At 62.8% G+C, this 15,442-nt stretch carries 10 protein-coding genes; 8 read left to right on the forward strand and 2 right to left on the reverse strand.

The genetic code is table 11. The annotated features are described in order from the left end of the window. Window positions 1-176 precede the first annotated feature (176 nt). The 6 genes from LMG28727_RS33440 (at window position 177) to LMG28727_RS33465 (ending at window position 10,646) form a co-directional block, all read left to right on the forward strand. Window positions 177-2,012 (forward strand): DUF2138 domain-containing protein, encoded by a 1,836-nt coding sequence (locus tag LMG28727_RS33440; protein WP_201646580.1) that lies wholly within the window; start codon window positions 177-179, stop codon window positions 2,010-2,012. Window positions 2,013-2,039: 27 nt separating this feature from the next. Continuing rightward, window positions 2,040-2,771, forward strand: a complete 732-nt coding sequence (locus LMG28727_RS33445; RefSeq protein ID WP_201646589.1) for a DUF1175 domain-containing protein — start codon at window positions 2,040-2,042, stop codon at window positions 2,769-2,771. Then, a complete protein-coding gene (locus LMG28727_RS33450; RefSeq protein WP_407945896.1) occupies window positions 2,768-7,570 on the forward strand; it encodes an alpha-2-macroglobulin family protein in 4,803 nt (1,600 codons plus the stop codon). The genes LMG28727_RS33445 and LMG28727_RS33450 overlap by 4 nt, the downstream gene beginning before the upstream one ends. A 10-nt stretch (window positions 7,571-7,580) precedes the next feature. Continuing rightward, window positions 7,581-9,449 (forward strand): DUF2300 domain-containing protein, encoded by a 1,869-nt coding sequence (locus LMG28727_RS33455; protein ID WP_201646581.1) that lies wholly within the window; start codon window positions 7,581-7,583, stop codon window positions 9,447-9,449. Window positions 9,450-9,517: 68 nt separating this feature from the next. Further along, window positions 9,518-9,754 (forward strand): hypothetical protein, encoded by a 237-nt coding sequence (locus tag LMG28727_RS33460; RefSeq protein WP_201646582.1) that lies wholly within the window; start codon window positions 9,518-9,520, stop codon window positions 9,752-9,754. 94 nt (window positions 9,755-9,848) lie between these two features. Next, on the forward strand, window positions 9,849-10,646 hold the full coding sequence (locus LMG28727_RS33465) for a YfaP family protein (protein ID WP_201646583.1): 798 nt from the start codon (window positions 9,849-9,851) through the stop codon (window positions 10,644-10,646). Between the two features lie 373 nt (window positions 10,647-11,019). Here LMG28727_RS33465 and LMG28727_RS33470 read toward each other — a convergent pair whose 3' ends face one another. Continuing rightward, window positions 11,020-11,514 carry a PRC-barrel domain-containing protein gene (locus LMG28727_RS33470; protein WP_201646584.1) on the reverse strand — a complete coding sequence of 165 codons (495 nt, stop codon included), beginning with the start codon at window positions 11,512-11,514 and terminating at the stop codon, window positions 11,020-11,022. A 94-nt stretch (window positions 11,515-11,608) separates the two neighbouring features. Here LMG28727_RS33470 and LMG28727_RS33475 point away from each other — a divergent pair, with 94 nt between their 5' ends. Both LMG28727_RS33475 and LMG28727_RS33480 read left to right on the forward strand, forming a co-directional pair. Continuing rightward, entirely contained in the window at window positions 11,609-11,866 is a 258-nt protein-coding gene (locus tag LMG28727_RS33475; RefSeq protein WP_201646585.1) for a hypothetical protein, read from the forward strand. A gap of 346 nt (window positions 11,867-12,212) precedes the next feature. Beyond that, entirely contained in the window at window positions 12,213-12,611 is a 399-nt protein-coding gene (locus tag LMG28727_RS33480; RefSeq protein ID WP_201646586.1) for a hypothetical protein, read from the forward strand. 164 nt (window positions 12,612-12,775) lie between these two features. Here the strand turns inward: LMG28727_RS33480 and rpoD are convergent, their stop codons facing one another. Beyond that, on the reverse strand, window positions 12,776-14,773 hold the full coding sequence (rpoD, locus tag LMG28727_RS33485) for an RNA polymerase sigma factor RpoD (protein ID WP_201646587.1): 1,998 nt from the start codon (window positions 14,771-14,773) through the stop codon (window positions 12,776-12,778). Between the last annotated feature and the right edge of the window lie 669 nt (window positions 14,774-15,442).

A 15,442-nucleotide genomic window follows, 5' to 3' on the forward strand; every position in this document is an offset into this window, starting at 1 on the left:
CGCATCGAATTCCCTGTCAAACTCCGGAAGCCTTATAGATTGTCAAATACAGACCATCGCTGGTTTCCTGTCAAAAAACTCGGCTATCATCGCTGCCCGCGGCGATTGATTTAGAAGACTTAATCCGTCAGGCATCCACGTTATTACCGTCGCATCGAACCAGAAGAAGAATGCAGATGAAGATGTCGCGTAAAAAGATGGCAATTCTGATAGTCGGTCTTCTGGTCGTGGCCGGCGTGATTATTCAGGCAGTGTGGCGGCCGTTTGCGCATCGCAAAGCGACCGGCACTGAAGCACTCGCGTTCGATATCCATCGCCCCGACGTGGTAATCGACAGTGAAGCGCTGTCGCGTTTGCCGCGCGATATCTTGCGTGTGCCACTACTGCACGACGTTCTGACGCAAGACTTCGTCGACTATTACGAATCGGACAATACGCGGTTATCCGCCGAGGGTGCGCTGCGGCGTCTCGCGTTCGAACATCAACTCGACTGGCGCGACGAATTGATGCGCCGCGTGTTCGACGAACCCGCGCACGTGTTGTTGTGGCGTTCGCCAGATGGCCGTCCTGGCTACTGGCTGATGTCGATGCATCGCAACGGCCTCGCCAAACTCCTGCAAGGCATCGGCAACGTCGCCGCGAGTGACTCGCAACTGAGTCAGGTCGCAAAGCTTTCCGGCGATGTGCCCGTCTACGCACTGAAGCTGGCGGTCGGCCGCACGCTGCTGTTCGCCACGAAAGACGACCGCCTCGTGGTGCTGTCTGCACCCGGCATGCTGCTCGACGAAAAGGGCGGTTTGCTGAGCGAGCGCGCCGATGCCGTGTCGGGAATGCTGTCGTCAGGCCACGACGACGCCCCGGGCGCCTATCAGCTCGATGCAGTTGGGGATGCGCCGAAGGGCCACCGGGTGGTGGTGTCGGCGAATTACCTGTCGTTTGGTTATCAGGCGTTTTTCTCGGGTCTCAACGCGCTGCGCTTTGATTTCTCATCGAACGGCAACGGCAACGGCAACGGCAACGGCAACGGCAACGGCAACGCCGCCGCGACCTGGCAGACCTCGGCGCTGATCGACCCGGACAAGCTGCCGCAGCAGTGGAACAGCGCCGACTTGTGGCGCGCGTTGCCCGCCAATCCGGCCGCCTGCACGAGCTTGCCGGCGGACTGGAAAGAAGCGTCGAATCTGCTGGGCAAGGTGACAGCCAATGCCGGTGGCGCGGACGGCGCGGCTGCGATCGGCGATCAGCTCGCGGGTCCTGCGGCGGTGTGCTGGTACGCGAAATCGACGCTGGTCGCGCCGGTGTTCGTCGCCCGTGTGAAGACCCAGGACGCGGCGGGCAGCGCCGCGCTGAAGGGCGCGCTCGGCAAGACCTTTAGCGATGTGATCGGCGCTTACGAGGTCAAGGCTGCGAAAGCTGACGGCGCCGATTCGGGTTATCTCCGGTTGCCGGTTACCACGCGGGAGCCGAGCGCCGATGTCACCGTGTGGCAACGCCCGGTGAGTGCGCGTTCGGGAACGGCGCTGACCAGCAAGGCGTCGTTCGCGTCGCAGTTGTCGGCGGAACGTTATTTCCCCGTGACGCTCGCGCTCGCGCACGGCTATCTGATTTTTTCGCCCGACAGCCGCCTGGTGGATGACACGCTCGCGGTGCTCGACAAGCGCTACCCGGCGCTCGCCGATACGCTCGCACCGCAGCGCTTGCCTCGAACGATTCTGACGCTGACGCCGTCGTCGGCGGCGGCGCTGGTCGAACGTGAGGCCGCAACGGCATTACCGGTCGATCAGGAAGCGGTGTTCCGCAACGCGTCGCGAACTCACCTGGTGCCGAAGCTGCATGCGCTCGCGCACTATCCACCGGTTTCGCTGACGTTGCCGCCGAACCTGCCGAAGTCGGCGGGATGGGTGCCGGTGCAGTGGTGGTTCGATCGCGCGAAGGGCGACGCGGCTGCGCCGGATGCGGGCACGGGTGCGCCGGATGCGCCTGCGGATCAGCCTGGCACCGAGGGCGATTGAGTGCGCCACGTTCGCGTTTCTCCTGCGGTGCCGGCAGCGGATAGGGCTGCGCCGCGCGTCAGCCACGAGCCCGCCGCTGCGCGCCGCGCATGGCTTGCGCGTGCCGTCTCCGGGGCCGCGCTGGCAAGCCTCACCCCTTATGCGCACGCGCTCACAGCCGCCACCGCCTCGGCCGACCCCGACGCGCTCACCCCCCAGCAGTCCGCAGCGTTTCGCGCATGGTTCGTGCGCATCGTCGATCAGCAAATGCGACGCGGCCCGACACCACGCTGGACCCAACGCGATTGCGCGGGCCTCGTACGCTTCGCGGTCGGCGAAACGTTGAAGCCGCACGACAGCAAGTGGCTGCGTGCCAACGGCATGACCGGTCTCGCGGACAGCAGCAGCATGCCGCCCGAGTTGCAACTGTCCGCGTCGCAACGCACGATCTCCAATCGTTGGACCCAACTCGACGGTTCGACCGGTGCCTACGCATCGGCGATCGCACTGATTCAACGCAACAGCCGGTTTGTTTCGAAGGATGTCAACCAGGCGCTCCCCGGCGACCTGCTGTTCTTCGATCAGGGCGATGACCAGCATCTGATGATCTGGCTGGATCGCTACATCGCTTATCACACAGGCACCGTGACGCCGACCGATACCGGTCTGCGTGCCGTCGCCGTTTCCGACCTGATGCAATGGAAAGATTCCCGCTGGCAGCCGCTCGACGGCAATCCGAATTTCGTTGGCGTGTTTCGTCTGGACTTTTTGACACCATGACCCGAATGAATTCCGTCATCTCATCGAGCGGCTGGCTTGGTCGTGCACGTCGTCGCACGGCATTCACGTGTGTGGCGTTGCTCGCGGTTCTGACGCTTGCGACGACACCGCCATCCGCTTACGCCGATGACGACGCATCGTCGAGCAGCACCGCCGATGCCAGTATCGCTGCAAACCCGACATTGCAAACGGCGCCGTCGAGCAACTTCGATTGGCAGAAGATCGACGGCCAGCCGTTCTTCCTGCTGTCCGACGCGAGCTTCGGCAGCGATCAACTCGCGCAGGTGCGGCTCGAAGCACCCGGCCGCGATTTCAAGGATGTGCTGCAAGGGTATGGCGGCGCGGACATCGTCGTGTATCGCGTGCCGAAGCCGTTAGAGTTTCTGAAGGCGCAGAAGAATCTGCATCGGCTGAATGTTGCGCCGAATTATCAGGGCGAAGGGCTTGCGAACACGCTCGCGTATTTGTGGGACCGCTGGTACACCGAAGCGCGCCGTGCGTGGCAGCGCGTGCTGTCGTTCGCGACGCGCAGCAAGGCGACCGAAGCCGCGCCGCAATTCAAGCTCGGCAATCAGACCGGCGCGCCGACGCATTTCGAACAGAATTCGCAGTTCGCGCCGCTGAAAGGCTATGACGTGGTCGCGCGCTTCCGCTACCCGATCTGGGACGCGAAAGTGATCGAGCCGCCGAAGGGCGTGAATCTCGAAGGCAGTAGCAGTAATTTCATCGAAGCCAGTTCGGGCAACGTGATGATTCCGGTCGGCAAGCTGCCGCCGGGGCTGTATATCGTCGAAGCGGTGATCGGTAACTATCGCGCGCATACGCTGCTGTTCGTGTCGGACACGGTGGCGGTCGTGAAGGCGGCGTCGAGCGGGATGCTGGTGTGGACCACGCGGCGCGATAACGGCAAGCCCGTGCCCAATACAGACGTGAGCTGGACCGACGGCGTCGGCATATTGCAGAGTGGCACGACCGCCAGCGATGGCGCGCTGGTGCTGCAACACGTGAGCCCCGAACGCAGCTACGTGCTGGGCGTCGATCCACAGGGCGGTGTGTTCGTCTCCGAAAACTTCTATTACGACAGCGAGATCTACAACACGAAGATCTACGCAGTAACCGACCGGCCGATGTACCGGCCAGGCGATCCGGTGCACGTGAAGTTTATTGGCCGCACGTTCCAGAACGCGACTCAATCGTCCGCGCCTGCCGAGGCCGATATCAAGCTCGACGTGCTCGATCCGAATGGTGCGCCGGTGGCAACCAGCAAAGTGCATTTCGCGTCCGACACCGGCGCGGATACCGCATTCACGTTGCCCGCCGATGCGACCGCCGGTGGCTACACGCTGCGCTTCGACTACAACGGCGATGTATACGGCAGCGCATTTCGCGTCGCCGACTATGTGAAGCCGCATTTCGACGTCGACCTGTCGATGGATAAGGCCGACTATGCGACCGGCGAGCCGCTGAAGGGCAAGATTCAATTGCGTTATCCGGATGGCAAGCCGGTGCGCGACAGCAAGATCTCGGTCACGTTGCGCGCGCAGAAAGTGACGATTGTCGATGGTGAATTGCGGTACGCGGGGCTGTTCCCGGTCAAGCTCGACCAGCAGGAGTTGAAGACCGATAGCGACGGCAATGCGAGCCTGACGCTGCCCGCCGCGACGGAACCGAGCCGCTATGCGTTGACGCTGTTCGCGCAGGACGGGGCTGCGTACAAGGTGCGCGTGACGCGCGAAGTGCTGATCGCGCGCGGTGCAACGCCGTACCGGTTGACGACGGCGAAGTCGTTCTCGCAACCGAAGGAGGCGGTCAGTTTCGATTTGCAGGCGCTCGGCGCAGTGGACGCGTCGTCGCATCCGCCGTCGAAGTGGGAATGGACGCGGCTTGAATCGCAAACGCATGGCGAAGGCGCGATATCCGGAGCGGCCAAGAGCCCAGGCAAGCTGTCGTTCCCGGTGACATTCGATGCACCCGGTTCATACATGCTGTCGGTCAAGGACGCCAGCGGTAACCTGCTCGCTGCCGCCAGCCACTGGGTGGCGGGCGATGGTTTGAAGGCGATCCCGGGCAGCGTTGAAATCGTATTCGATCGCGACAAATACCACATCGGCGATACCGCTGAAGCGCTGATCACGTTTCCGATGCCGGTCGACGATGCATTGCTCACGCTCGAGCGCGACAACGTCGAACGTCGCGCGTTGTTGAGCGCCGGCGGCGACTGGCTGCAATTGCAAAAGGTGGCGCCGTCGCAATGGAAGGCGCGCATCAAGGTCGATGCCGACTTCGCGCCGAATATGACGTTCTCGGTGCTGTACGTGCACGCTGGCGAATATGTGTTTCAGAACGCGGGGATCGTCGTCGCGCAACCGCAGATCGAACTGAACGTGAAAAGCGACAAGCCGGTATATGGTCCTGGCGATACGGTCACGCTGAACTTCGACAGCACATTGAACGGCAAGCCCGAAGCGGCCAATCTGACGGTCAGCGTGGTCGATGAAATGGTCTACGTGCTGCAGCCGGAAATCGCGCCGAACATCGTCGACTTTTTCTATCACCCGCGACGCAACAACGTGCGCACGTCGTCGAGTTTGTCGTTCATCACTTACGACCTCGCGCGTTCGCCGTTGAAGGGCGCGCCGGGCGGCCCGCAACGCGCCAACTACAACGAGCGTGGCGTGAAGGTGCTCGAACGCCCGCGCCGTGACGATCAGGACACGGCCGCGTGGGAAGGTAACCTGAAAACCGACGCGAGCGGTCACGCCACGATGACGTTCAAAATGCCCGACTCGCTCGCGCGCTGGCGCATTACCGTGCGCGCGGCAGCACCGGACGGCATGGTCGGTCAGCGGACCGCGTACGTGCGCTCGGACAAGGCGCTTTATTTGAAATGGAGCGGTCCGTCGCATTTCCGTACCGACGATCAACCGGCCATCGACATGATTGCGTTCAATCAGACCGACGCGGATCTGGATGCGCAATGGCTCGTCGATGGCGGCGGCTTGTCGTTGAACCAGAAGGTCACGCTCAGGCGCGGCGCGAACTATCTGCGTCTGCCGACTGGCGCGCTGAAGGCCGGCGTGATCAACGCGACATTGCGCAGCGGGGGCAAGGACGTCGACCGTCTGCAGACCACCATTCATCTCGATGCAAGCGGCTGGCTCGATCTGCATCAGAACACAGTGGCGCTCGACGGCTCGAATGCGCCGCTCAATCTGCCGCAAGATGCGCAGGATGTGAGCGTGCGCTTCATCGGCAATGCGGCGAGCCAGTTCATGCGCGTCGCCGACGATCTGATCGACTATCCGTACGGTTGCGCCGAACAGACGTCGAGCCGGTTGATTCCGCTTGCGCTTGCCCACGACGCAATCGGTCACGGCGATAACGCGGGTTCGGCGCAAGGGCTCGAAGCACTGCTGCGCAACCAGCGACAACGGCTGGCGATGCTTGCGGGTGTCGGCGGCACGTTTGGCTGGTGGGGCGATACCACGGGCGGCAGCGCGCTGATTACGGCCTACGCGTACTACGCGGACTGGCTCGCGAGCCGCAGTCTCGGCATCACGCTGCCCGCCGATAACTGGCAGCACGCAATGGACGTGTATCGCGATGCGGGCGCAAAGGAGCCGCTGCTGCAGCGTGCACTGGCGCTGTGGTTCATGCAGCAGATGGGCTTGCCGGTCGCCACGCCAGTGTCGGGCGTGGCGTCCGACCTGATCAGCGACGCGGCGGTCACGGCAGCGAAGACCCCCGCGCATAACGGGACGTATGGCGCCTCGGATAGCATCGTGTTCGCACAAGCCGACTCGTCGCGCGGCAAGCAGATGGCGACGCTATTGATCGCAAACATGGCCCGCAGTACGAACGCGCAATTACCGGATGGCTTCGACGCTGCGGCGAGCGCCGCGCGTGTTGCGCTGAGCGGCGATAATGCGCCGCTCGTACAGAGCCTGTTGTTCATGTCGGGCGATGGCGGCGGTGTTGCGATCGACGCATCCGCGTTGCTCGCGAAAAGCAGCGCCGACACCCCGACGCTCGATCGCGCGTTGACGCTGTTGTGGCTGCGCAAGGCACTCGGCGGCGAGGTCGCGGCTGCGTCGTTACCCTCACTGCAAGGCGCGGGCTGGACGCGTGCAGCGACGGCGACAGGAACGCCGCTGTACAAGTGGACCGGTGCCGCGGTGCCGACCACGCTCGACGCGGACGTTGCCCGTACCGATGTCAACGCGCTCGTCTCGTTCCGCAGTCATACGAGCGAGAACAGCCGTTTGAACATCACGGTCGAGCGCCGTTTCTACAAGCTCGAACCGCTCGATGCGCTAGCCGCGGACCCGAAGAAAGCCGCGCCCGCCGGGAGTCAGCTGGGACGCGCTTCGTTCACCGCGCGCCTGGTGAAGCCGGGCGATGCGATCGACAGCAACGCACTGTACGTCGACGAAGTGACGCTCACGCCACGCTCGGGCAATGCCTACCACTACGGTTTGCTCGACGTGCCGCTGCCGCCGGGCGGCGATGTCGAGGCGACGAGCTGGGGCGTGTCGATCGACGGTCTGCCGGGTTTGAAGGAAGGCGGCAGCGGACCGCAGCCGTTCCAGCGCGCGGCGTCGTATGAGATGGGCGAGCTTTCCTATCATCAGCCGGTGCCGTTGCTCGATCGGCCGGTCACGTTGCGGCAACTGGTGCGCTTCGCGTTGCCGGGCACGTTTGGGTTGCCGCCCGCACGCTATTTCCGCATGTATCAGCCGGATGCGAAAGCGTTTGAGGGCGGCAGGAGCGACCGCGTGACGACGATGCGCATTCAGTAAGCGAGACGCTATGTTCAGCACGCTTTGGCCGGTTCGCGATTGTCTGGCGATGACGCTAAGGATCGCGCTCGCCTTCAGCGTGAGTGTGGGCTGCGTGGCTAACGCCACGCTCACGCATGCGGCGGAGTCGACCGCTAACGGACTGGCGGCAAACGCGGGCTTTGCTTCGGATCGCGCTATCGCAGTGAACGCGGGCGCCGCCACGCCGAGAGCCGCGTCGTCTTCCGCGCAACTGCTGAGCTTCGCCTGGCTGCGCGACGGCCAGAGCCAATTCTGGCAGACCGGTGCCAACGCTAACGCTAACGCTGGGGGCGCCGCGCCGGGGCTCTCGCCACAATCCGCGCGACCGTTGCCCGCGTCGCTTGAAACCGAACTTGGCAGCGTGTGGAAGCTATTCGTCTATGGCTACCTCGTGGACCGCAACATCGCGACGACGGATTACACGTGCAATGGCGGCGACCGCGACGAGGTGTATTGCTGCATGACCGGCGGGCACATCGACCGCGAGCATGCGCTGGTGCAATCGTGCGGGCTGTATTTCGAACCCGCGCGCCTGCAACTCGATGCAGCCGACTGGCGCAAATACTGGAGCGCCGCTCACGCGCCCGCATGGTTGCGCGATCTTCGCTCGATGACGCCGACGCATCGCGTGCGCGTGATCGATCTGCTCGCGGCATTGCAGGCCATGCCCGCCCGTCCGCGTGAGGCGGCGGCAAGCACGCTGGTGTCGGTGCTCACGAGCGGCCGCGGCGAAGGCACGGTGTCGCTGTACGGCAGCGTGTTGCGGGCAAAAACCTGGACGATGCCGGATGCGACACGGCCAGGCGCATCGGTGGGCGGAGCGGCGGGCTGGCTTGTCGACGGCACGCCAGTGTGGCTCGGTGGGCCGGGCGGCAGTGCCCGCGTGCTGGCGGCCGCCGCGCCGCGCATCGCGCCGCTGCTGACGTCGATTGCCGTACCGGATGACGGTGGTTGCGTGCTTGTCGATTTCTTCAGCCGCTACCCGATTCGCGAAGTGCTGGGCGACACAGGCTCCGCCGTGGCGCCGGACGGGCCGCTGCATGGCGATTTCCGGGTCGGTTTTATCAACGGCAACTGGGCGCGGGTGACGAGTCGCGGCGAACTGCGGCTCGATCGGGACGCGGGCGGCGCGCCACAAGTGGTCGGCCGGTTCGGTATGAACGATTATGTCGCGCGGGTGGTCGAGCGTGAAGGCGATACGCGCCAGCCGGAAGCGGCCAAGGCGCTGGCGGTGGCGGCGCGGACTTATGTCGTCCAGCACGGCAACCACGACCATGGCTGTTTCCGTATCGACGATAGCAGTAGCACGCAGCGCGTCCTGCCGCGCGAACCGACCGCTGCCGCGCGCCATGCCGCCGATCTGACCGATGCTCTGGTGCTGACCGGCGTGCCGGTTCAGTATCACCACGACAAGGCCGCGCCGGGCCAGATGAGCTGGCTCGCCGCGAAGGCGTCAGGGCAAAGCGGTCTCACCTTCGACACGATCCTCGCGCGCACGTGGCCGCAGGCGACGTTGACCTCGTTTCTGAGCCCCTTATCGGGCGACTGCATCGCGGTGGCGGGTGCGCAGGCCTGGTTGAAACGCAACGCGTCCGCGTGGGAGCAGCGGCTCGACGGCGCGGCCGGCTACGAGACGCCGGATCCGCCAGCCGTGTGCGAAGTGCGCGAAGGTCGCCCTTATGCCGACGCGCAGCGCAATCGCGTCTACGTGTACCGGTTGCAGACCGAGGAGGACCGTATCGCGTTGACGCATGAATATCTGCACCTCGCCTTTCAGCATCATCCGCGCGGGCTCGACGAAGGGTTCGTCGAACGCACCGCGCGCACGCTGATCCGTACCGATAATCCGATCCAATGAACGACGTTACGCGTCCATTTTTAGCGGTGTGCCGGCAACCGGCTTTTGAGTGCCGGGAGCGCGGTCGCGTGGTGGTGGCTCTCGCCATCACGCTGCTGCTGACGACCATCGCGCCGCTCAATGCAACCGCCGCCGATAGCGCCGCGGGCAGTGCAACCGGCGATCTGAGCGGCGCATTCGGCGACTGGCGCTATAGCGCGCGGACGAACGAGGGCAAGCAGCTCGTCGCGGCGTACTCCAGAGTGCGCGATCGCGACGCAATCACGAGGGCATCGACGCAGGTGTTCAACGGAAAGATGCCATGACGGCATGGGGCGATGGTCGTGCCGCCGCGCGGGATCGGCGATCTGATGCTCGTGAAAAGCGAGCGACTTTGACAGCAGGATGGGAGCATTGACGATGAAGTGCGATACGACGGCTTGGATAAAAGCGGCTTGCCGACTGCTCGTCGCCGCGTGCCTGCAAGCCACGACAGCGGCGCACGCGAGCGATATCGACGTCGCTGCGCCGTTGAACGGCTGGCGCAATACGAGCGGCGATAGCGAGCGTTATACGCAGGACGTGCATTACCCGGCGGTGTCGGTGTCGACGCCAGAGGGGCAGTCGAAATTCGCGCTGATCGAAGGGCAGATTCGCAATACGCCGAAGAAAAAGGGCACGTCGGTCGGCACGCTGGTGGTCGACGGCACGCCGTTGCCGCAACGTGTGGAGGAAGACGGCAAGTTTTCGCGGCCTTACGCGTTTCCGTCCGGCAGCAATAGTGTCGAACTGCGTGCACCGGACGGCAGCCGCAAACGCGTGCAGTTCTATGACGGGTACAGCGGAAAGACCCAGCCGAAGCTACGCGTGTTGCTCGCGTGGGACACCGACGGCACCGATCTGGATTTGCATGTGGTGTCGCCCGATGGCGTCCACACGTGGTACGGCGACCGGGTCGCGCCCAACGGCGGCGCGCTCGATGTCGACGTGACGACCGGTTATGGGCCGGAGATTTATTCGTCTGCGGCACCGCTGAAGGGGACGTATCTGGTTTTTGTGAATTATTACGGCAGCGGTGAGAGCGGCAGCGATATGACGGTTGCCCAGATCACGATCATCACAAATGAAAACACGCCGGATGAAAAGAGCGAAACGATCCGGGTGCCGATGCGCAAGGCGGGGGAGCTGACGCTCGTCAAACGGTTTGTGGTGCCGTGAGGTGGAAATGTGCGACTTGTTCAGAGCGCCGGTAGGAAATTCAATGCGTTCAATGATTTGGGTGAGTCATGCGCAGGTTGTCCACAGGCTTAGGAACAATTTCTGTGGGTAAGTGGGTAGGTGGGCGATTTGCGGGCCGCTCCTATTGGCTTGATGGACTCGCCGATGCACGAGGTTCATTCGGTTCATTCCGTTACGCTGCTACCAAGAAACCGGGTGCGCGTGGAGAGAGGCATAGCGGTTTGGCCAACAAGTCGTGACGACTGTTTAATCGTAGAGGGGTGGGCGCTTTAAAGCGCTGACCCGGTGCGCCGCTCTTTCCCTGAAGCGGCGCTGGATCATTGGTGGTTTGGGTCGCTTTGCGTGCCGTTTGTCAAAGGTTCGATTCCGATTCCCGATCCTCCACCACGTCGCGCGTCGCCGTCCAATACGGCGAACGGTTGTAGTACGCGTGCACCGACGCGCCCCATTGCAGATCCGCCATCGACGGCCAGTGATCCTTGTCGAAGCCGGGTGCGTTTTTGATTCGCTCGACGGGTGCGTCGAGCACAAAGCAGCGATCGTCGGTGTCGAGTGTGAGCGCGCTCCACGGTATCGCATGCAGCGTGTCGCCTATGCCGAGAAAGCCGCCGGCCGACAACACCGCATAGGCGATTCGCCCACCGCGCACGTCGAGCATGATGTCGGAGATTTTGCCGACATGTTCGCCATCGGACGACATCACCTTGTTGCCGTCGAGCGTCGACGCAGCCATCACATCGGGGCCCGGGCCTTCGCCCACGCCCATTCCAACTATGTTTGCGCCGGGTGCGCCAGGTGCGCCAGATAGGTCGGCGGATGCCGAATTTTGGGGATCGAGCGGGGTCATGATGTGCTCCTCGTGAAAGATAGGTGTGCAGTGCAGAAAGCGCGCAACGACTATGCCTGGCCGGCGGCGGGGATGTGCTTGGGTGGGGCGGGTTGTGGTTCGATCGGTGATGGTGCTGGTGCTGGTGCTGGTGCTGGTGCTGGTGCTGGTGATGGCGATGGCGATGGCGATGGCGATGGCGATGGCGATGGCGATGGTGATGGTGCTGTTGATGGTGATGGTGATGGTGCTGTTGATGGTGATGGTGCTGGTGCTGGTGCTGGTGATGGTGATGGTGATGGTGATGGTGATGGTGATGGTGATGGTGATGGCGCGGGTGCTGTGCTGTTGTCAGTGCTGGTGCTGGTGCTGATGTCGATCTCGATGTCGATCTCGATGTCGGTGTCGGTGTCGGTGTCGGTGCCGTTTGCCGTTGTCGTCTGCCGTCGCCCTTGCCGCTGCCCTTTGCCGTAGAGGGATGTGGGCACATTTGACGCCAGTCGGGCGACTGGAGAGGGGCGCGATGCAGCGCTACGTCGAGGCAGGCTTACCGCGTCTTACCAGAGCTCAAGTTCCAGCTAACCGCCGTCGATAGGCCTTATGACCCATTGCGCGTTGCCCCGCTGCGTGAGCCGCCGATGCTTTGCCGATACACGACGACCCCGCGTTCCGCAGTAGATGGCGCGACGCGTGCCTTGAGCGACATGAAGGAGGTAGCTATGCAAATCGACAGTACGTTGCCAACGACGACGCAGCTAGCGGCGCCCGCGACGACGAACCGCGCGCCCGCCGCGAACGACTCTGTCGCGCAGACCGGTACATCCGGAACATCTTCGCAGGACGATGCTGTCAACATCTCCGCGGACGGCGCAGCGCTCGCCACTCAGGCGTCTCAAACCGCTGCAACGGGAGATACGACGCAGGACGGTACCGCGAGCGATAGGTCAGGAGGCAACGGGGCGGCTTCGGACATCTCGGCGGTGAAGTCGTTCGCGTACGGCTCGCTCGGTCTCGAACGGCCGGACCAGCCGGAATCCGATGGCAATCCGTTCTATACAGCCGGACGTTGGCTCGCAGCAGGCATCACAGTTGGCGGCCTTGTGTCGCTATTAATTTGATGCAGAGGGTGAAAAGCGGAGGGGGGCGACGCGGGGGGAGAGCGGAAAGCAGGAGAGCGGAGAGCAGGAGAGCGGAAAGCGGAAAGCGGAAAGCGGAAGAGCAGACAAACTGCGCTTGCCGTGCATGACGCACGGCAAGCGCGATCGCTAACTGAACGGCTAGCTTAGCGGTCGAGGAACGACTTCAGACGGTCAGCGCGGCTCGGGTGCATCAGCTTGCGCATAGCCTTGCTTTCGATCTGACGAATCCGCTCACGCGTGACGTCGAACTGCTTGCCGACTTCTTCGAGCGTGTGGTCCGACTTCGTGTTGATGCCGTAGCGCATACGCAGCACCTTCGCTTCGCGCGGCGACAGCGAGTCGAGCGCGTCGTCGATGGCGGCGCGCAAGTCGGCTTGCATCGCCGCGTCGGCCGGCGACGAAGCCGCCGAATCTTCGATCATGTCGCCGAGCGTAGCGTCGCCGTCGTCGCCTACCGGCGTCTCCATCGAAACCGGCTGCTTCGCGATCTTCAGAATGCCGCGAACCTTCTCTTCCGACAGTTCCATGCGTTCCGCCAGCACCGACGGATGCGCTTCCATACCCGTCTGTTGCAAGATTTCGCGCGAAATGCGGTTCAGCTTGTTGATCGTTTCGATCATGTGCACCGGCACGCGGATCGTACGAGCCTGGTCTGCGAGCGAACGCGTCACAGCCTGACGAACCCACCACGTTGCATACGTCGAAAACTTCCAGCCGCGACGGTATTCGAACTTGTCCACCGCCTTCATCAGGCCGATGTTGCCTTCCTGAATCAGATCGAGGAACAGCATGCCGCGGTTCACGTACTTCTTCGCGATCGAGATTACGAGACGCAGATTCGCCTCGATCATCTCGCTCTTGGCTTTGCGCATCTTCGACTCAGCCGCGACCATCTGGCGGTTGATCTCTTTCAGATGCTTCAGCGGCAGCGAAACCGTGGCTTCGATCTCGATCAGCTTTTGCTGTTCGGATTGAATGGCCGGCAGATGGCGCTCGAGCGCCGGACCGTACGTCGAGTTGCCGCGTGCTGCGCGCTCCGTCCAGCCGAGGTCGGCTTCGTGGCCGCCAAACGACTCGATGAACTTCTCGCGCGGCATGCCGCTCTTCTGAACGACGATTTGCAGAATGTTCCGTTCGATCGCGCGAACTTGCGCAACCTGGTGCTGCACGTCGCCGCACAGTCGGTCGATCGTACGGGCGGTGAAGCGGATTTTCGCGAGGTGCTGCTGAATTTCTTCGCGAGCGCGCAGGTAGGCCTTCGAGCTGACGTCGCCGCGCGTATGCGAAGCGTTCATCTCGTCGGACAGGATGCCGACCTTGGCGAAAATTTCGAGGCAGTCGTTCGTGAGTTGCTTCAAACGCGCTTCGTCCGCCGCCGACGAATCTGCCGGGCCGACGTCGTCGTCGCTATCTTCGTCTTCGTTGTCGTCGCTGTCGGCGTCGTCATCGGAGGTAGTGTCTGCGCTGGCCGCTTCTTCTTCCGCCGCGACCGTCTCTTCATTCAGACCGTCGACCATTTCGTCGATGCGCAGTTCGCCGTCGGCGACCTGCTGGGCGCTTGCCAGAATCGCGGAGATCGCGAGCGGGCAGGCGGCGATGGCCTGGACCATCTCATGCAAGCCGTCTTCGATGCGCTTCGCGATGGCGATTTCGCCTGCGCGCGTCAGCAGTTCGGTTGCGCCCATTTCGCGCATGTACATACGCACCGGGTCGGTCGTGCGACCGAACTCGGAGTCGACCGTCGACAACGCGACTTCGGTTTCTTCGTCTGCCTGATCGTCCGACACCACGGCGGGCGCGTTCGAATTGAGCAGCAGCGTTTCTGCGTCGGGGGCCTGTTCATAGACCTGCACGCCCATGTCGTTGAACGCGCTGACAATGCTGTCGATCGCTGCCGTTTGCGCGAAGTTATCGGGCAAGTGGTCGTTGATCTGAGCGTGAGTAAGGTAGCCTTGCTCCTTGCCCAGCTGGATCAGCGCGCGCATCTGACGCTGACGTTCTTCGGCTTGTTGCGGCGCCAGTTCTGCTGCAACGGGGATCGCTTTGCCGGCCGCCTTGCCCTTGGCCGTGCGGCCGGACGGGGCTTTGGCTGTGTAGCTGGCGTTTTCGTGTTGCGAATCTTCGCGATCAAAAGGGTTCACGTATTCTCCTCTAGAGGCTTCGCTATGAGACGCAAGACGCGACCGTCAGGCGTTTCGAGCATGGCTCAACATCACCTGAGTGACTCAACGCGGTTGTTTGGCTTGTGCTCTTGGAGAGCAAAAAGATGAGCCCGCTCGAAGCGGGCCGATAGAAAAATGCGAAATTCGCGCGGCTCGCATTATATACGAGGTTGCGCCTTCGCGCTCATGGGGACCCACTAATTAGTGATGCACGTTTGTCGCAGTTCCGCTTGTATCCCATTGGTAGCGGGCCAGACGGAGCGCCGACGTAGACGTATATGGGCGCACACTGGGCTAAATGCAAGCCTTTAACTATAGAGTAAGTCGCGGGTTTTCACACGGCGCGCTCCGCCGCTTTCCCTTCCCATATATAGGGACGGCAAGTTCCTCGCGTCGTACGAATCATCTCTGCAAGAAAATTCACGAAAGGGGGTTGACGACCTGAGGTCCGATCGCCATAATCTCGTTTCTCTGCTGCAGACGCAGCGACGCAGAACGAAGCGGTGCCGGGTGGTTGAAGTAGGCGCTGCGGGTTTAGCGGATCGATCTTTAAAAATTAACAGCCGATAAGTGTGGGCGCTTGATGCGCGATGCGGGTGGGTCCTTCGGGGCTTGCCATAAAGCAGAAGTATCAAGTCTCACACAGTA

Source organism: Paraburkholderia metrosideri (assembly GCF_904848625.1).
Lineage (GTDB): Bacteria > Pseudomonadota > Gammaproteobacteria > Burkholderiales > Burkholderiaceae > Paraburkholderia > Paraburkholderia metrosideri.